This window comes from Mesorhizobium sp. P171375, assembly GCF_057786075.1.
The window spans coordinates 83,321-101,367 of sequence record NZ_JBYNWF010000001.1 but is presented as its reverse complement, the minus strand read 5'-3'; the positions used below and the strand labels follow the sequence as shown (position 1 = coordinate 101,367).

The following is an 18,047-nucleotide window of genomic DNA, read 5'->3' as shown; positions in this document are numbered from 1 at the left end:
GAAACTGCCTAGCCTGCCGCATCCTCGTAGAAATGCAGGCGGTTGCCGAAGGGATCACCGACCGTCACTTCGCGGGTCTGCCACGGCGTTGTTTCGAGACCCGGCCGGGCGTAGCGGTATTTCTTGCCGATCAGTTCGCGGTGCAGCGCGGCGATATCCTCGACCTTGATGCGCATGGCCACGCCCGGCGCGCCGTCGCCGTGATGTTCGCTCAGATGCAGCACGCAGCCGTCGCGGATTACACCCATGTAGAGCGGCGCATTGTCGTCGAAGCGATGTTCGAACTCGACTTCGAAGCCGAGGAAGTCGAGGTAGAATTCGCGCGCCTTGGCGATGTCGAAGATGCGCAGGATGGGCGTTGCGGCACCGAGTTTCGGCATGGCGCTGATACCATTCAGTTCGACGGATGTTGCCTTGGAGGCTACTTCAGCTCCAGCAGCCGCTCGAGATAACTGCGCTCGATGTCGGGGCTGAGCGCGTTGCCGAGCCGCTTGCGAATCGCTTCGAGGATCTGGCGCGCGCGCTGCACGTCGATCTCGTCGGGCACCTTCACCGAATCGCCGAAATCGGGTCCGCGGCTGGCGCGTGGCCGGCCCAGCGGATCGCGGTCGGCGTCCTGCTGGCGGCCGCCTTCCTGGCTACCGCCCTGGTCGCCCTGCATCGCCTGCAGCTGCTTCATCATCTCCTTGGCGCCCTTGCGCAGCGCTTCCAGCGCGCGGCCCTGGTGGCCGACTGCCTGGTCGCCTTCACCTTCGCCAAGCGACTTTTCGGCATTGCCCATGGATTTGCCGGCCTCACCAAATCCTTCATTGGGCTGCATGCCCATGCCTTCCAGGCCCTTCTTCAGCTTGTCGAGCTCGCTTTGCAACTGACCCTGGCCTTCCTGCAGCTGCTTCATCGCATCGGCGAATTCCTGCGGCGTCATCGACTTCGGCCGGGCAAGCGGATCGCGGTCGTCCCCGACGCCGGGTTTGTCCTGATCCTGTCCGCCGAGCTGCTGGTCGCCATCCTGTTGCTGCTGGTCTTGATCTCGCTGGCCTTGGCCGCGCTGCATCTGGTCCATGCGGTACGTGTCGTTCATCATCTCCTGCTGGCGGCGCATGATCTCGCCCAGCTTGTCCATCTGCTGGCGCATCTCACTGTCCTGCTCGCCGCCTTGCTGCTGACGGCCGGCCTGCAGGTTGTTCATCATGTTTTCCAGCTGCGACAGCAGCTCCTGCGCCTTGTCTCGGTCGCCTGATTTCGCAAGGTTCTCGATCTGGTCCATCATGCGGTCGATGTCGCTCTGGCGCAGCTCGCGGCCGTTCTGCTGCATCTGCGGCGCGTTCGGGTTCTGCTTGGCGCGCTCGGCGAACTCCTGCAGGAATTCGTTCATCGCCTCGCGCAGTTCTTTCATTGCCTTTTCGATCTCTTCGTCGCTGGCGCCACGCTTGATGGCATCCTGCAGCGCCTGCTGCGCCTGGCGCAGGCGCTTTTCCGCCGCGGAGAGATTGCCTTCCTCAATGCCGAGCGCGATTTCCCAGAGATAGCCAACCTCGCTGCGCAGTTGGTCGTCGCTGTCGGACATCTTCAGCCGGCTGCGGGCGCTCATGATGGCGAGGTAATGCGACATGGTGTCGAACGTGTCTTCGGGCCGAAGCGTGACGGCGTCCATCAGGTCGAGCACGCGCGGCTTGGCGTTGGCATCGAGCGCCAGCAGGCGGCGCTGCTCGATCACCGCCCGCGCCAGCGGATTGGCGAAGGGCCGCTCGGGCATCACAATCGTCTTGGTTTCGCTGGTCGCGGTGTGCCCGGCATCGTCGGTGGCGACAAGCGACAGCTTGATGCTGGCGCCGGCCCAGACATGTTCGGTGAGGTCCTTGGTGGTCTTGGCGGCGTTCGCCTTGCCGCCGCGGCGCGGTAGCGCCAGCGGCATTTCAGGCGGTCCGTAGAGCGGATGCGCACCGGGCGCCGCCGGATCGACCAGCGCGAAAACCGCCTTGGCGGCGGCCGCGCCATAGTCGTCGTCGATCTGGTAATTGAGCTCGAAGGCGCCGTTGACGGCGCGCTTGGGCTCGCCGACGAAGCGGATCGTCGGCGGCTTGTCGGGGATCACCGCGAAAGCCCATTGGCCGAGATCGGCTTCGCCCGATTTCAGCGTCAGCGTGCCGTCGGCCGTCAGCTTGCCGGTGAACTGGCGCAGCTTGGGTGTTGCCGGGTTGACCGCCGCTGCCTTGATCGCTGCTGCCTGCGGCTCGGTCGGGTCGATGGCGCGGGCATTGCCGCTCTTGTCGGCGAAGCTGAGCGTTTCCTCGCCGGAGCCGCCGGTGACGCGCAGCGAGACGTCGCTGCCTTGCGGCACGGTAAAGGTGGCGGCTGCCTGCTTGGCATTGTTGTCGATGACTGGGGTGGTCAGGAAGATGGGCGGCTTGCCGGTATAGGCCGGCGGGGTCACCCAGGCATCGATGCGCGGCGGAACGATGTCGCGCGCCGCATGGGCGCGGAAACCATCGGAGAGCCTGCCGCCGGACGGTCCGAAGGAAAAGGCGAAAGCGGTGACCAAAAGCAGCGCCGCCACGGCGCGCAGCCCCCACGGGTCGCGTTCCGGCACGCGGGCACGCGGCAGATCGGCGCCAAGATCGCCGAGCTTGTCGGCCATGCGCTTTTGGTGCTCGCGCCACAGCGCCTGGGAAAAGATGCTTTCCTTGCCGCTCGGACGGTCGGTCTGCACCAGCACCGGGCTGTGCTGCAACTGGTTGGCCGCCTCGATGCGGCGGTCGACCTCGGCGGCGGAGGGAAGCTTGAAGAAACGCAGCGGATAGAGCGCTGCAAGCGCGGCAATGCCGAAAGCCGCGACCAGGACAATGCGCGCAACGTCAGGCAGGCGTGGGAAAAGGCCGAGCCAGGAGAGGCTGAGGAACAGGCTGGCGACGATGAGCAGCGGCAGAAGCAGCGGCCAGCCGCGCTCGACCGTCATCGAGACCCGTGTCGCCAGCCGGCTTAGAGCAAGCCGTCCGGCCAGGCTGCGATCGCCGCTGGAAATGGGGCTTTCCGTCATCGGCCCTTCCTGCCCGGGCGGGATAGCCCGGACTCAACAAGCAGAAGTTTACCAGCAAACACGGCAAAGGCGAGGCGGTTCCGGAAAACTTGAAAAGCTTTGGCGGGTTTCCCTCCGCATTTCAGTCAAAGCAAGGTTTAGAACTTTGTCGGATCGGTGTTCGAGCCGCAGACCAGGACCGCGATCCGTTCGCCCGGCGCCGGCGTGTAGCGGCCGGACAACAGCGCTGCGAAGGCCGCGGCGCCACCCGGTTCGGCGATGATCCGCACCCGCTCCCACAGTGCCTTCTGCGCGGCGATGATGGCGTCGTCGGTGACCAGGATGGAGCGCTCGACAAAGGCCTCGGCGATCGGGAACATCATTTCGCCGACGCGCTTGGGCGCCAGCGAATCGGCGGCGACGCCTTCGGCTGGCGCATCGACGGGGTGGCCGGCCTCGAAGGCGCGATGCAGCGTCGGCGCGCCCTCGGGTTCGATGGCGATGATCCTGATGCGGCCGGCGAACCAGGCGGCGATGCCGCCGATCAGGCCGCCGCCGCCGACGGCGACCAGCAGCGTGTCGATTTCAGGCAGGTCTTGCTCGATTTCGAGGCCGAGCGTGCCTTGGCCGACCAGTGTTTCTTCCTGGTTGAAGGCGTGGATCTGCAAGGCGCCAGTGTTTTCGGCAAAAGCCTCGCTGGCGGCCAGCGCTTCGGCATAGCGGGCGCCGCCGACGATCAGTTCGGCGCCGTAGCCGCGGATGCGCTGAAGCTTGGCCGGCGGGCTGACTTCAGGGACGAAGATCGTCGCCTTGTGGCCGAGCCGCATGGCGGCATAGGCGACAGCGGCGCCATGATTGCCGCCCGACGCCGCGACGACGCCGGCCGCGGGCACCGGCCGTTCCAGCAGATTGGTGAAGGCGCCGCGCGCCTTGAACGAGCCGGAATGCTGCAGGCATTCGAGCTTGAGGTCGACCGCCAGCAGCGGCCGGTCGAAATCGGCCATGTCGACGCGCAACACCGGCGTGTGTCTGACATAGGGGCGGATGCGCGGCTCCATCGCGGCAATGCGTTCGCGCGTGATGCTGTTGCCGTTGGTCATGACCATCTCCTTGGGATTGACAGCAATTAGTAACTTGGCAAAATGGCTAAATGCAAGAGGTTGATGTCTTCAAGGCGATCGCCAACGAACGCAGACTGCAGATCCTCGACTGGCTGAAGGATCCGCGGGCGCACTTCCCGGCCCAGGCAGACGGCGATCTGGTCGAGGACGGCGTTTGCGCGCTGCTGATCGCGGAGAAGCTCGGCATTACGCAGGCGACGCTCTCCGAGCATATGCGCGTGCTTACCCAGGCCGGCCTGCTGCGCCCCAAGCGCATCAAGCAATGGACGTTCTACCGCCGCGACGAGGACAAGATCGCCGACACAAGGATGCTCATCCAGAACCGGCTATAGCGCAGCCGGCGCGGCGGCTTCTATGCAAGCCAGTCGGGCACCGAATCCATGCCGATCAGCTCGTCATAGGTCTGGCGCTGGCGCACGACATGAAAGCGGTCGCCGTCGACCAGAACCTCGGGCACCAGAAGCCTTGTGTTGTAGGTGCCGGACTGTACCGCGCCATAGGCGCCGGCCGTCGAGACGGCAATCAGGTCGCCAGACTTCAGCCGGGGCAGGTCACGGTCGAGGCCGAGATAGTCGCCGGTCTCGCAGACCGGGCCGACGACATCGACCGCCATGCGCGGCGTGTCGGCGGGCGGCTGCACGACCGGCTTGATGTCGTGGAAGGCATCGTAGAGCGTCGGCCGGATCAGATCGTTCATGGCGGCGTCGACGACGAGAAAATTCTTGGCGTCGCCTTCCTTCACGAAGATCACTTCCGACACCAGTATGCCGGCATTGCCGACGATCAGCCGGCCCGGCTCGAACATCACCTTCACCCCAAGCTTTGTCAGATGCTTGCTGACGATCTCGGCATAGGCATCGGGCAGAGGCGGCGGGCTGTTGTCGGTGCGGTAGGGGATGCCGAGGCCGCCGCCGAGATCGACGTGCTCGACGGCGTGGCCATCGGCGCGCAGCGCGCCGACCAGTTCCGCCAGAAGCGCGAAGGCGTCGTCAAAGGGCTGCAACTCGGTGATCTGGCTGCCGATATGGGTGTCGATGCCGATGGGCTTGATGCCCGGCAGGCCGGCGGCACGGGCATAGACCTGGCGCGCCCTTTGCCACGGAATGCCGAACTTGTTCTCGGCCTTGCCGGTGGAGATCTTCCTGTGCGTCCTGGCGTCGACATCCGGGTTGATGCGCAGCGAGACCGGCGCCACCTTGCCGAGTGCCGTGGCGCGGGCCGACAGCAATTCCAGCTCCGGTTCGGATTCGACGTTGAAGCAGAGAATGCCGGCCTCGAGTGCGAAATCCATTTCGCGCGCGGTCTTGCCGACACCGGAAAACACGATCTTGTTGGCCGGGATGCCGGCGGCGAGCGCGCGGCGCATTTCGCCTTCCGAGACGGTGTCGGCGCCGGCGCCCAGCCTTGCCAGCGTGCGCAGCACCGCCTGGTTGGAATTCGCCTTCAAGGCGTAGCAGACCAGCGTGTCGAGCCCGGCGAAGGCCCCGGCAAAGACACGGAAATGCCTGGTCAGCGTTGCCGTCGAATAACAATAGAACGGTGTGCCGACGCTTGCGGCGATGTCTGGTATCGCCACGTCCTCGGCATGGAGCACGCCGTCGCGGTAGTCGAAATGGTTCACGAGAGTGTTTCCGGAAGTTGGAGCAAGAGACCAGATAAACTAAGCCGGTCTCGTCGGCTCTAGAGCAGCGGGTCGAGGATGAACTTCTTGTCCACGACCGGTTTTTCCGGCTCCGGCGGCACGGGCTGCTTGGCGCGCTCGGCGTCCTTGCGGGCCTGGACGGCTGCTTCATAGGGCGTGTCAAGACCGGCCTTGCGGCCGCAGGCGGTCACGGCGACCATCGCCGTCAGGAGCGTCAGCGTCACCAAAATCCTGCGTGCGGTCATCGATCCATCCGTCCGAAACTTTTATGTGCTGCCGCTTTTAACCGAGTTCTCGGCGCATTGCACCCCGGCATCATGCCTTGGCGATGCGCTTTTTCCAGGTACGGATCTGCTTCCTGACTTCGGACGGCGCGGTGCCACCGAAGCTTGTGCGGCTCTTGACCGAATTCTGCACCGCAAGCACCGAGAAGATGTCCTGGGTGATGCCGGGGTTGATCGATTGCAGATCCTCCAGCGAAAGCTTCTCCAGGCTGACCTTCTTCTCTTCAGCCAGCGCCACCGCGCGGCCGGTGACATGATGCGCCTCGCGGAAGGGCAGGCCCAGCGTGCGCACCAGCCAGTCGGCAAGGTCGGTCGCGGTCGCGTGGCCTGAGCCAGCGGCTTCTTTCATGGCGGCGGCGTTCACCGTCATGTCGCGCACCATACCGGTCATCGCGGCCAGCATCAGATCGAGCGTTTCGGCGGCATCGAAGACGGATTCCTTGTCTTCCTGCATGTCCTTGCCATAGGTCAGCGGCATGCCCTTCATCACCGTCAGCAGGCCGACCATATGGCCGGTGACGCGGCCGGTCTTGCCGCGCACGAGTTCGGCGGCGTCCGGGTTCTTCTTCTGCGGCATGATCGAGGAGCCGGTGGAGAAGGAATCCGATAGCCTGATGAAGCCGAACTGCGGCGTCGACCAGATGATGATCTCTTCGGCGAGCCGAGACAGATGCGTAGCGCAGATCGCTGCCAGGGCTAAGAACTCCAGCGCGAAATCGCGGTCGGAAACGCTGTCCAGCGAATTGCGCATCGGTTCGCGGAAGCCGAGCGCTTTTGCGGTCTGGTGGCGGTCGATCGGGAAGCTGGTGCCGGCAAGGGCTGCCGCGCCCAAGGGGCTTTCATCCATCCGCTCGATGGCGTCGCGGACGCGCGACAGGTCGCGCGAAAACATCTCGACATAGGCCATGCAGTGATGGCCGAAGGTCACCGGCTGCGCTGCCTGCATATGGGTGAAGCCTGGCATGACGGTTGCCGCATGCTCCTCGGCCCGCTCGAGGAAGGCTGATATCAGACCCTTCAGCGCCTCGGCGACACGGAAGCACTCGTCCTTGACCCAGAGTCTCAGGTCCACCGCGACCTGGTCGTTGCGCGAGCGGGCGGTGTGCAGGCGGCCGGCGGCCGAGCCGATCAGATCGGCGAGGCGGGCCTCGACATTCATGTGGATGTCTTCCAGCCGGGTCGAGAATTCGAACGTGCCGGCCTCGATCTCTTTCAGGATCGTGTTCAGGCCGTGAGCGATTTTTTCTTGATCGGCCGCCGAAATAATGCCCGTTTCAGCCAACATCTCGCTATGGGCGATCGAACCTCTTATGTCCTGCGCATAGAGTTTGCGGTCGAACGAGATCGACGCGTTGATCGCTTCCATGATGGCGGCCGGACCCGAGGCAAAACGTCCGCCCCACATCTGGTTGCTGGCCTTCTTGTCGCTCATCGCTATAACCCGTGCTCCGGAGCAGTTTTAGAATAATGGCAGACGGCAATAGATACTTCCCGGCCCCGCGCCTGATCCTTGCCGCTTTGGTGGCGGGCGTGCTGGCGGGCGCGGTCGCGGTATATGTCAGCGAGAGCGGTTCTGGCAACAACGCAGCCTCCGGCAGCACGCCGGCGCAAGCTGCCACTGGCGGCGGCAAGGACGACGTCGCCTGTGCCGCCAAGAGCGACCGTGCCAAGAAGGTCGCCGCCGCGGCCACGGGCCAGGTTGCGGCATTGTTACCGGCCGATCCACCGCAATCGCTGAAAAGCCTGGCCTTCAACGGGCCGGATGGCAAGCCGATGACGATCGTCGACCATGCCGGCAAGACGGTGCTGCTCAATCTGTGGGCGACATGGTGCGCGCCTTGCCGTGCCGAAATGCCGGCGCTCGATGCGCTGCAGAAGGAAAAGGGCAGCGACGCCTTCGAGGTGATCGCGGTCAATGTCGATGCCGGCGACGATGTGAAGCCGAAGAAATTCCTTGGCGACATCGGCATCGAGAAGCTCGGTTACTACCGCGATTCGACGCTGGCGTTGTTCAACGACGTCAAGACACGCGGCCTGGCGCTAGGCCTTCCCGTCACCATGCTGATCGACGGCGAAGGCTGCCTGGTCGCGCATATGAATGGCCCGGCCGAATGGTCGGGACCGGATGCCAAGCGGCTCATAGAGGCCGCACTCGCGCCTTAAGCTGAGCGAAGCGCCGCCGCCGGTTCGAGCATCAGGATGCTGCCGCCGCGCGGTTCGATCGGGGCGTCGTCCTCAGCTGGTGCAGTGACGCCGGTCAGTTCGCTGAACGCCTCGATCGGGCTCGGCCGGCCAAGATAATAGCCCTGGCCAATCTCGCAGGCCTCGGCGTCGAGGAATTTCAGTTCGCCCAGCGTCTCGACGCCCTCGGCCAGAACCGGCAGGCCAAGACCACGGCCAAGCCCCAGCACGGCGCGCACGATGGCCGCCACCTGGCCGTTGCTGTCGACCGATTTGATGAACGAGCCGTCGATTTTGATCTTGTCGAAGGGGAACGCGCGAAGGTTGGACAGCGAGGAGTAGCCGGTGCCGAAATCGTCCATCGCCACACGCACGCCCAGCGCCTTGACCTGCCGCAAGGTGGCGAGCGCGCGGGGCATATCCTTGACCAGCGCCGTTTCGGTGATCTCGAGTTCGAGCCTGCCTGGCGCTAGCCCGGAGGCAAGGAGGACCTCGTGGACCTTGCGGCTGAAATTCGGGTTGTGGAGCTGCACCGCCGAGACATTGACCGCGACGGTGAGAGAGCTCTTCCAGCGGGCAGCCTCGGCGCAGGCTGTCGCCAGCACCCATTCGCCGATCTGAATGATGACGCCGCTGTCTTCGGCCACCGGGATGAAGGTCGCCGGCGACACGTCACCGCGCTGTGGATGGCGCCAGCGGATCAGCGCCTCGAACCCGACCATCCGCCCACTACTGATCTCCTTTTGCGGCTGGTAGACGAGGCGAAACTCATTGCGCGCTATGGCCTGGCGCAGTTCGTGCTCCATCACGCGCCGGTCGCGCGCCTCGGCGCCCATCGAGGCCTCGAAATAACGGTAGGTGTCCTTGCCTTCGGCTTTGGCGCGATAGAGCGCGGTGTCGGCGTGGCTGACCAGGGCTGTCGGTTCATCGGCGTCGAGCGGATAAAGTGCAATGCCGATGCTGGCCGACACCAGGCCGCCGCCGACCGACTGCCGGTTTTCCTCGCGCATCGACGCCAGCACCGCCTCGGCGATGCGGCCGGCTGCCTGCGGATCAGAAAGGTTTGGGGCGATGATTGCGAACTCGTCGCCGCCGAGACGCGCCAGCATCTGCCCCTGGCGGAGCACGCCGGAGGCGCATAGCGCCACCTTCTGCAGCATGGCATCGCCGGCGCCGTGCCCGAACAGGTCGTTCACTTCCTTGAAGCGGTCGAGGTCGAGCAGCAACAGCGCAAGGTGCCCGCCCTTGCCGCCTCGGTTCATTGCGGCAATTTCGGCCTCGAGCCGGCCGGAGAAACTGCGGCGGTTGGGGAGCCCGGTCAGCGGGTCGAAGTGGGCGAGGCGCAGGATCTCCTGCTCGGCCTTCTTGCGTTCGCGGATGTCGCGCACTGCGACGACGCTGTGCGGCTTGCCGCAATAGTCGATGCTCCTGGCGATCAGTTCGACGGGGATGGCGGTGCCGTCATGGCTTCTCAACTCGGCTTCCTGTGCCTGTCCGCTGCAGTCGGACATGCTGGCCGCTGTGCGTTCGCCGAAAAGGTCGCCGAGCAGCATCGCGTTCAGCGCTTCCGGTGCCATGCCGGTGAGAGCGGCGATGCTGTCATTGGCGCTGACGATGCGGGTGCCGTCGCAGACGATCAGGCCCTCGACGGCGGCGTTTGCGAGGCCATGCATACGCTCGGCCTCGAGCTTGTGACGACGGAAACGCAGGTCGATCCACAGTGCCGCGGCTGAAAGCACCAGGATAACCAGGCTGACTGCAGCGGCGGCGAAGGCCTGCGATACCGGCTCGACCGTGAACTGCGATATCTCAATGGAGGAGTCCGGGAAGATCGACACCGCGCCCATGGCGATGAAGTGCAGGGTGCAGATCGCCAGCGTCAACAGGACGGCGGCGCCGATGGTCGCCTGCATGGACGGGCGCCGCAGCACGACCAGCAGCGCCAGTGCGGCGAGAGTGACGCCTGCCAGCAGCGAGACGGCGACCAGAAGCGTGTTCCAGACGATGCGTCCTTCGACCTCGAAAGCGGCCATACCGATATAGTGCATGGCGGCGATGCCGGCACCGAGGATCGCGCCGCCGACCAGGGCGTAGTCGATGCCCCGGCGCAAGGTGGCAATCCACATGCCGGCGGCTGTCAGGGCGACGGAAGCGGCTAGCGAGAGCGCCGACAGTTCCGCATTGTACGCGTTGGGTATTCCCGGAGAAAAGGCAAGCATGGCGATGAAATGCGTCGCCCAGATACCGAAGCCGGTGGAAGTGGCTGATATCATCAGCCAGGTATAGCGGTTGCGCTCGTTTGAGCGGTCGACATGGCGAAGCAGATTGACCGCCGAGAAGGAAGAAATACCGCAAATAAGGGCTGCCAGTGCGACCAGTCTCAGATCGTGCTCGTGCACGATGCAATTATAGACCGTCAGCATCTCGCCCCACCTGCTCTCCCGCAGCAATCAGCCATCGACTTGATTAGTACGGGGCGCTTGAAGAATCAGTTATGGGCACCACAACTACAGCGGGTTTTTCCGGTTGTACCTTGCAGCGATCTTGTCTCATTCCGGGCGCAAGGTCACGAGCAGCGCTTGGCGCGACGCCGCGCCGCCGATCTCGATCCGGCCGAGCGCCGGCATGGCGGCCGCATGACGCAGGTAAGTGGCGTTGTCACGCGGGCCTTCACGCATCGCCGGGCGGTCGGCGATCGTCGCGGCCCACCACGCCCCATTGTATCGCTGAGCCGGCTTGGCATTTCTCTCTGTCCTCGTTGCAGAGTGAGGGGCGCGAAGTTAGCCGGATATGAAATTCACGAAACAGCAATGAAACCGTTGTCCGATTGTCATGAGCGACACATATTGCCTTTGCGGGAGTGCCCCTTTCGCCAATGACAAACGGGAGATGAACATGAAGTTGCTCGGCTTTGCGGCCGGTGTCGCCGCTACCTTGACCCTGCTTTCCACCCCCTCCGCCTTCGCCGCCACCCAGATCAGTTGGTGGCATGCCATGACCGGCGCCAATGCCGAGGTGGTCGACAAGATCGCCAAGGATTTCAATGCCAGCCAGAGCGACTATGAAATTCTCCCTGTTTTCAAGGGAACCTATCCCGAAACGCTGAATGCCGGCATCGCGGCCTTTCGCGCGGGTCAAGCGCCTGACATCATCCAGGTATTCGACGTGGGCACCGGCGTCATGATGGCCGCCGAAGGCGCGATCAAACCGGTGGCCGACGTCTTGACCAGCGCCGGCATGACGTTCGACAAAAGCCAGTATTTGCCCGGCATCGTCGGCTACTATTCGAAGCCGGACGGCACCATGCTGTCCTTCCCCTATAACTCCTCCTCGCCGATCCTCTATTATAACAAGGATATCTTCCAGAAGGCCGGGCTTGATGTGAACAACCCGCCCAAGACCTGGAACGAGGTGTGGGAATACGCCAAGAAGATCAAGGCGAGCGGCGCCGCCTCCTGCGGCTATACCTCAACCTGGCTGACCTGGATCCACCTCGAGGCCTTCGCCGCCTGGAACGACGTTTCCTATGGCACTAACCAGAACGGACTTGCCGGAACCGACGTTGAGCTCAAGATCAATGCGCCGATCTTCGTCAATCATTTCCAGGCGCTCGCCGATCTCGCCAAGGACGGCACCTTCAAATATGGCGGCCGCACCTCCGAAGCCAAGCAGATCTTTCTTGCCGGCGAATGCGGCATCTTCACCGAATCGTCGGGGGGCCTCGGTGACATCGTCAAGTCGGGCATGAACTACGGCATCGGCCAGCTTCCCTATGATAGCGACGCCAAGGGCGCACCCCAGAACACCACGCCGGGCGGCGCCAGCCTGTGGGTGTTCGGCAACAAATCGGACGAGGAATACAAAGGGGTCGCGGCGTTCTTCTCCTACCTGTCCAAGACCGAAGTGCAGGAGTATCTGCATCAGAAGTCGGGTTATCTGCCGGTGACGCTCGCTGCCTATGAGGCGACCAAGAAGTCCGGCTTCTATGACAAGAACCCAGGCCGTGAGACGCCGATCCTGCAGATGCTGGGCAAGGCGCCGACCGAGAATTCGAAGGGCGTGCGCCTCGTCAACCTGCCGCAGGTGCGTGATATCGAGAACGAGGAGTTCGAGAAGATGCTGGCCGGTCAGCAGACTGCGCAGCAGGCGCTCGACAACGCGGTCGCACGCGGCAACAAGGCGATTCAGGAAGCGATCGGAAACTGAAGCGATTTGTCAGTTAAACCTCGTCCACGCGGACCCGCGTGGACAACTTCCTGAATAGCGAGGGAATCACACTGTCTCCACGCGTCGTCTTTCCCAACAAGACCCTGCCTTATCTGCTGGTGGCGCCGCAACTCGCCATTACGCTGATCTTTTTCTACTGGCCGACGGGGCAGGCGCTCTACCAGTCGATGCTCAGGGAAGACCCGTTCGGGCTGAAGAGCAAGTTCGTCGGGCTCGCCAATTTTCGCAAGGTGCTGGCCGACCCGGCCTACCTCAACTCGATCAAAGTCACGCTGGTGTTCTCTCTGGCGACCGCGATCGTCGCCATGGGGGTGGCCCTGTTGCTTGCCGTCATGGCCGAGAAGGTGGTGCGCGGCAAAGGCCTTTATCGCACGCTGCTGATCTGGCCGTATGCGGTAGCGCCAGCGATTGCCGGCATGTTGTGGCTGTTTCTGTTCAACCCCTCGATCGGTTCGCTGGCCTACGCCTTGAGAGGTCTCGGCATCGCCTGGGATCCCTTGCTTAACGGCAACCACGCCATGATCCTGCTGGTGTCTGCGGCTGCCTGGAAGCAGATCAGCTACAATTTCCTGTTCTTCGTCGCCGGGCTGCAGGCGGTGCCGAAGACGTTGATAGAGGCGGCGGCCATCGACGGCGCTGGCGAGACGAAGCGCTTCTGGACCATTGTCTTCCCGCTACTCGCGCCGACGACCTTCTTCCTGCTGGTCGTCAACACTGTCTATGCGCTGTTCGACACTTTCGGCATCGTTCATGCCGTCACCGGCGGCGGGCCCGGAAAGACCACCGAGACGCTGGTCTACAAGGTCTACAATGATGGTTTCGTCAATCTGATCCTCGGCGATTCAGCGGCGCAGTCGGTCATCCTGATGATCATCGTCATCTCGCTCACGGCCATCCAGTTCCGCTATGTGGAACGCAAAGTTCACTACGGCTGAGGGCGAGCGATGATCGGCCAGTCCCCGCTTCGCACCGTGATCGCCCACGCCGTGCTCATCCTCGGCATCCTGGTCGTCGCCTTCCCGATCTATTACACCTTCGTCGCCTCCACGCAGACTCTGCAGACCATCCTCAGGCCGCCATTGCCGCTCCTGCCCGGCGACCAGTTCTGGACCAATTACAGCGAGGCGCTGTTCGGCGGTGTCGGCCGCATCGGCGGCGTCAGTGTCGGCCGATTGCTGCTCAACACCACGGTCATGGCGCTCGGCATCGCGGTGGGAAAGATTTTCATCTCGATCCTGTCGGCCTATGCGATCGTGTTCTTCCGTTTTCCGCTTCGGATGGTCTTCTTCTGGCTGATCTTCATCACCCTGATGCTTCCCGTCGAGGTGCGCATCCTGCCGACCTACAAAGTGATGGTCGATCTCGGCATGATCGACACCTATGCCGGCCTGATCATTCCGCTGATCGCCTCGGCCACCGCAACGCTGTTGTTTCGCCAGTTCTTCATGACCATTCCGGGGGAACTGGTGGAGGCGGCGCGTGTCGACGGCGCCGGGCCATGGCGCTTCTTTTTCGACATCCTGTTGCCGCTGTCGCGCACCAACATCGCAGCACTGTTCGTCATCCTCTTCATCTATGGCTGGACGCAATATCTGTGGCCGCTGCTCGTCACCAACAGCAACGACATGAACACCATCGTCATCGCGCTGAGAAAGATGGTTTCCTTTGCCGATGCCGATACCCAATGGCATCTGGTCATGGTCACCGCGATGCTGGCCATCCTGCCGCCGATCCTGATCGTGGTGCTGATGCAACGCTGGTTCGTGCGCGGACTGGTCGATTCCGAAAAGTGAGAAGCTGATGGCGACCGTTGATCTGAAGGATGTGAACAAGATCTATCCCAGCGGCGTCGAAGCGGTGAGGGGTGTCTCCATCGCCATTCCCGACAAGGAGCTTTGCGTGCTGGTTGGGCCGTCCGGCTGCGGCAAGTCCACGCTGCTGCGGATGATTGCCGGGCTGGAGACCATTTCTTCCGGGACGGTCGCCATCGACGGCAAGATCGTCAACAGCATCGGCCCGACCGAGCGCGACATTGCCATGGTGTTCCAGAACTATGCGCTCTACCCGCATATGAAGGTCTACGACAACATGGCCTACGGGTTGCGCAACCGCGGCACGCCCAAGGACGAGATCGACAGCAGGGTTCGCTCGACCGCCAAGGTGCTGGAGCTCACGGCGCTGCTCGACCGGCGCCCGCGCGAACTTTCCGGCGGCCAGCGCCAGCGCGTGGCCATGGGGCGTGCCATCGTGCGCAATCCGAAAGTCTTCCTGTTCGACGAACCGCTTTCCAACCTGGACGCCAAACTGCGAGGCCAGATGCGGGTCGAAATCAAGAATTTGCAGCGCTCGCTCGGTGTCACCTCGGTCTACGTCACCCACGACCAGTTGGAGGCGATGACGCTGGCCGATATCCTCGTCGTCATGAATGCCGGGTTGGTCGAGCAGACGGGCGCGCCGCTCGACATCTACGAGAAGCCGGCCTCGACCTTCGTCGCTTCCTTCATTGGCGCACCACCGATGAACCTTCTGCCTCTTTTGCAGGGACCGGCTGGTCCGGCGCTGACCGATGGCAAGGCGGTTGACTTTGCGCCTGCCAACACCGCCACGCTTGGCTTCCGCCCTGAGGATGCCGACGTCACCTTCGGTGCCGAGGCACCGTCCGGCGCGCTCGTGCTGCCGGCATTGGTCGAGGCGGTCGAACCGGTGGGAGCTGAAAGCTTCCTTCACTGTGCCGCCGGCGGCAACCGCATTGTCGTGCGTGTGGCCGGCCGCGCCACGGCCAAACCCGGCGATCAACTGCGCGTCGTGGCAAGGACGGAGAAGCTGCATTGGTTCGACAACGCCGGAAAACGAGTCGATTAACGCAGCCGTTCGCGCCAATCAGACGCGTCGGCAGTTCAGGCAAACACATGCGCCTTGCCGGAGACGGTCAAACGCACGATCTCGCCGACGGAAGGCGCGTCGATGCCAGGCTTGCGTAGGATCAGCGGCGTGTTGCCGATCGCGGCTGCGTCAGGCGGATCGGGGTTGTTCAACAGCCGCACCGCAATCGTGCACATCGAGCCGGCGAACTCCGAGTCCGTCACCTCGGCGAAGATCGTGCCCGGCGGGCCAGACATGCCTTCGCGCGACGTGCGGTTCACCTGCACCTGCTCCGGTCGCAGCATGATGCGGGCGATGTCGCGGCGCTCCTTCGAGTCGACGGCGATGCGGCCGAGCGAGGAGGTGGCGAAGCCGCCTGAAACCTTTGCCGGCAGGATGATGGCGTCGCCAAGGAACTCGGCGACCATCCGGTCCTTCGGCTGCAGATAGAGTTCACGCGGCGTGCCGACCTGCGAGAACTTCCCGTCACGCATGACCGCGACCTGGCTGGCGAAGGACAGCGCCTCGGCCTGGTCGTGGGTGACCAGGATGGTGGTGATCCCGGCAGCTTCGAGCAATTCGGCAACTGCCTTGCGCATCGAGGCGCGCAGGCCGGTGTCGAGCGCCGAGAATGGCTCGTCGAGCAGCATCAGCCTGGGTTTCATCGCCATGGCGCGGGCCAGCGCCACGCGCTGCTGCTGGCCGCCCGAGAGCTGGTGCGGGCGGCGTTTGAGGATCGCCTTGTCGAGCCCGACCGTATAGGCAAGCTCGGCGATGCGCTCGGTGCGCTGGTCCTCGCCGCGGGCCATGCCGAAGCCGATATTGTCGGCGATGCTGAGATGCGGAAACAGTGAGCCGTCCTGCGCCACCAGGCCGATGCCGCGGCGATGCGCCGGCACGGCATGGCCGCCATTGGCCAGTACCTGGCCGTCGAGCACGACGCGCCCCTGGTCGGGCGCCTCGAAGCCGGCGATCAGCCGCAGCAAGGTGGTCTTGCCACAGCCGGACGGCCCGACGATCGCAGTGCGGCTGCCGCTGGCGGCGCTGAGGTCGATGCCGGCAAGGGCTGCGACCGGGCCGTAATGCTTGGTGAGGCCGCTGATTTCGAGAAAGCTCATCGTCCGGCCATCCGTTTCGACTGGACATAGAGCAGCCAGGTCAGCGGCAGCGACATCGCCACCATGATGAAGGCGTAAGGGGCGGCGGAGGCATAGTCGATCTCGCCGCTGTAGGACCAGAACGCCATGGTCAGCGTGCGCGTGCCGTTGGGCGCCAGCATCTGGGTAGCGGTCAGTTCGTTCATGATGCCGAGCGCCACCAGCGCCATGCCGGCCGCAGCCCCAGGCGCCGAAAGGCGGATCGTCGTCGACCACAGCGCTTTCAGCGGCGGCCGGCCGAGGCTGGCGGCGGCGCGTTCGAGCTCGATCGGCGCCTGCGCGATCGACGCGCGGAGGCTAATCAGAGCCCGCGGCAGGAACATCAGGGCATAGGCGACCAGGATGGTGAACAGCGTCTGGTAGAGCGGCATGGCGATGCGCACGGTGATGGTGACCAGCGCCAGTGCAATGACGACGCCGGGCAGCGAGCCGACAATGTAGTTGCAGCCCTCGAGCAGCCGCTGCAGCGGCCCCGGCGCCCGGATCGAGATCCATGCCATCGGCATGGCTGCGATGGTCGCAAGCAGGGCGCCGGCGAGCGCCAGGAACAGCGTCTGGCCAAGCGCCAGGCCGATCTCGTCGAAACGCCAGACATCGGCGCCGCCGGCGACCAGCCAGCGGCCGATGGTGACGAAGGGCACGCCGATGGCGAGTAGCGTGGTGATGGCAGGCAGAGCCAGGCAAGGCAGCGTGGCGCGTCCGAGCCTGCTGCGCTGCCGGTGGCGCGCCGCACCTGAGCCGACGCGGGCATAACGCTCTTCGCCGCGCACCAACACCTCGAGAGCGAGCAGCACGAAGCAGCAGGTCACCAGGACGCCGGCCAGCATGTTGGCGGCGGGTCCGTTGAAGGTCGACTGGAACTGGTCGACGATGGCGGTGGTGAAAGTGTCGAAGCGGATGAAGACATAGAGGCCATATTCGGCCAGCAGATGCAGGCCAACCAGCAGCGCGCCGCCGCAAATGGCGAGTCTCAGCTGCGGCAGCACGACGCGTGCGAACACGCGCCACGGTCCGAGGCCGAGCGCTGCGGCTGCGTCTTCCAAAGCGGGATCGAGCCGGCGCAGCGACGCCGCGATCGGCAGATAGAGGAACGGGAAATAAGCGAGGACCGACACCAGCACGCCGGCCCAAAGGCCGTGCAATCCCGGCACCAGGGTAATCCAGGCATAGGAGTGCACGAAGGCGGGGATGGCGAGCGGCGCCACCGACAGCCAGGCCCAGAGGCGAGCGCCGGGCAGGTCGCTGCGCTCGGTCAGCCAAGCCAGCGCCATCGACAGGACGATGGCGATGGGGACGGTGAGTGCCACCAGAAGCACGGTGTTGATCAGAAGTTCGCCAACGCGCGGCCGGAAGACCAGGGCCGAGACAGAGTCCCAGCCGGTCTGCACGGCGATCCAGATGATGAAGGCAAGCGGCAGCAGCGACAGCAGCGAGACGATGATGGCGGCAAGAGCGATCCAGGACATAGGCTGCCGGCGGGATCGCCCGGCTGCCTGGCCTGAACGTACGAGATCGACCGCAGATTGCATCAGCTCGGCCGCGCCACTGCCGCCGGAG

At 64.2% G+C, this 18,047-nt stretch carries 16 protein-coding genes; 6 read left to right on the top strand and 10 right to left on the bottom strand.

Annotation, left to right across the window (positions count from 1 at the left end):
* Positions 1–8 precede the first annotated feature (8 nt).
* The 3 genes from ACYHH6_RS00485 to ACYHH6_RS00475 form a co-directional block, all read right to left on the bottom strand.
* Complete coding sequence (locus ACYHH6_RS00485) at positions 9–380, bottom strand: glyoxalase superfamily protein (RefSeq protein WP_352585408.1); 372 nt, start codon at positions 378–380, stop codon at positions 9–11.
* Positions 381–421: 41 nt separating this feature from the next.
* Complete coding sequence (locus ACYHH6_RS00480) at positions 422–3,037, bottom strand: TIGR02302 family protein (RefSeq protein WP_352585409.1); 2,616 nt, start codon at positions 3,035–3,037, stop codon at positions 422–424.
* Positions 3,038–3,174: 137 nt separating this feature from the next.
* The gene (locus ACYHH6_RS00475) at positions 3,175–4,116 is read right to left on the bottom strand and encodes a threonine/serine dehydratase (RefSeq protein ID WP_352585410.1); all 942 of its coding nucleotides are present in this window, start codon (positions 4,114–4,116) and stop codon (positions 3,175–3,177) included.
* Between the two features lie 50 nt (positions 4,117–4,166).
* On the opposite strand from ACYHH6_RS00475, the gene ACYHH6_RS00470 reads away from it, so the two are divergent.
* A complete protein-coding gene (locus tag ACYHH6_RS00470; protein WP_112562241.1) occupies positions 4,167–4,469 on the top strand; it encodes an ArsR/SmtB family transcription factor in 303 nt (100 codons plus the stop codon).
* A gap of 20 nt (positions 4,470–4,489) precedes the next feature.
* On the opposite strand, the gene lysA is transcribed toward ACYHH6_RS00470, so the two are convergent.
* From lysA to argH, 3 genes are all read right to left on the bottom strand, one after another.
* Positions 4,490–5,758, bottom strand: a complete 1,269-nt coding sequence (gene lysA, locus ACYHH6_RS00465; protein WP_352585412.1) for a diaminopimelate decarboxylase — start codon at positions 5,756–5,758, stop codon at positions 4,490–4,492.
* Positions 5,759–5,817: 59 nt separating this feature from the next.
* Positions 5,818–6,024, bottom strand: coding sequence for a hypothetical protein (locus tag ACYHH6_RS00460; RefSeq protein WP_112562243.1), 207 nt, complete (start codon positions 6,022–6,024; stop codon positions 5,818–5,820).
* Positions 6,025–6,094: 70 nt separating this feature from the next.
* Complete coding sequence (gene argH, locus ACYHH6_RS00455; protein WP_352585414.1) at positions 6,095–7,495, bottom strand: argininosuccinate lyase; 1,401 nt, start codon at positions 7,493–7,495, stop codon at positions 6,095–6,097.
* 35 nt (positions 7,496–7,530) lie between these two features.
* Between argH and tlpA the strand changes: the two genes are divergently transcribed.
* The gene (gene tlpA, locus ACYHH6_RS00450) at positions 7,531–8,226 is read left to right on the top strand and encodes a thiol:disulfide interchange protein TlpA (protein ID WP_352585415.1); all 696 of its coding nucleotides are present in this window, start codon (positions 7,531–7,533) and stop codon (positions 8,224–8,226) included.
* On the opposite strand, the gene ACYHH6_RS00445 is transcribed toward tlpA, so the two are convergent.
* Complete coding sequence (locus tag ACYHH6_RS00445) at positions 8,223–10,667, bottom strand: bifunctional diguanylate cyclase/phosphodiesterase (protein WP_352585417.1); 2,445 nt, start codon at positions 10,665–10,667, stop codon at positions 8,223–8,225. The genes tlpA and ACYHH6_RS00445 overlap by 4 nt on opposite strands.
* 126 nt (positions 10,668–10,793) lie before the next feature.
* The gene (locus ACYHH6_RS00440; RefSeq protein ID WP_352585418.1) at positions 10,794–10,922 is read right to left on the bottom strand and encodes a hypothetical protein; all 129 of its coding nucleotides are present in this window, start codon (positions 10,920–10,922) and stop codon (positions 10,794–10,796) included.
* A gap of 217 nt (positions 10,923–11,139) precedes the next feature.
* On the opposite strand from ACYHH6_RS00440, the gene ugpB reads away from it, so the two are divergent.
* From ugpB to ACYHH6_RS00420, 4 genes are all read left to right on the top strand, one after another.
* A complete protein-coding gene (ugpB, locus tag ACYHH6_RS00435; RefSeq protein WP_112393259.1) occupies positions 11,140–12,450 on the top strand; it encodes a sn-glycerol-3-phosphate ABC transporter substrate-binding protein UgpB in 1,311 nt (436 codons plus the stop codon).
* 71 nt (positions 12,451–12,521) lie between these two features.
* On the top strand, positions 12,522–13,406 hold the full coding sequence (gene ugpA, locus ACYHH6_RS00430; protein ID WP_112393729.1) for a sn-glycerol-3-phosphate ABC transporter permease UgpA: 885 nt from the start codon (positions 12,522–12,524) through the stop codon (positions 13,404–13,406).
* Positions 13,407–13,415: 9 nt separating this feature from the next.
* A complete protein-coding gene (gene ugpE, locus ACYHH6_RS00425; protein WP_352585421.1) occupies positions 13,416–14,264 on the top strand; it encodes a sn-glycerol-3-phosphate ABC transporter permease UgpE in 849 nt (282 codons plus the stop codon).
* A gap of 7 nt (positions 14,265–14,271) precedes the next feature.
* Entirely contained in the window at positions 14,272–15,333 is a 1,062-nt protein-coding gene (locus tag ACYHH6_RS00420) for a sn-glycerol-3-phosphate import ATP-binding protein UgpC (protein WP_352585423.1), read from the top strand.
* Positions 15,334–15,368: 35 nt separating this feature from the next.
* Here ACYHH6_RS00420 and ACYHH6_RS00415 read toward each other — a convergent pair whose 3' ends face one another.
* Positions 15,369–16,451, bottom strand: a complete 1,083-nt coding sequence (locus ACYHH6_RS00415; protein ID WP_352585424.1) for an ABC transporter ATP-binding protein — start codon at positions 16,449–16,451, stop codon at positions 15,369–15,371.
* A complete protein-coding gene (locus ACYHH6_RS00410) occupies positions 16,448–18,019 on the bottom strand; it encodes an ABC transporter permease (protein ID WP_352585425.1) in 1,572 nt (523 codons plus the stop codon). Before ACYHH6_RS00410 ends, ACYHH6_RS00415 begins: the two co-directional genes overlap by 4 nt.
* Positions 18,020–18,047 lie beyond the last annotated feature (28 nt).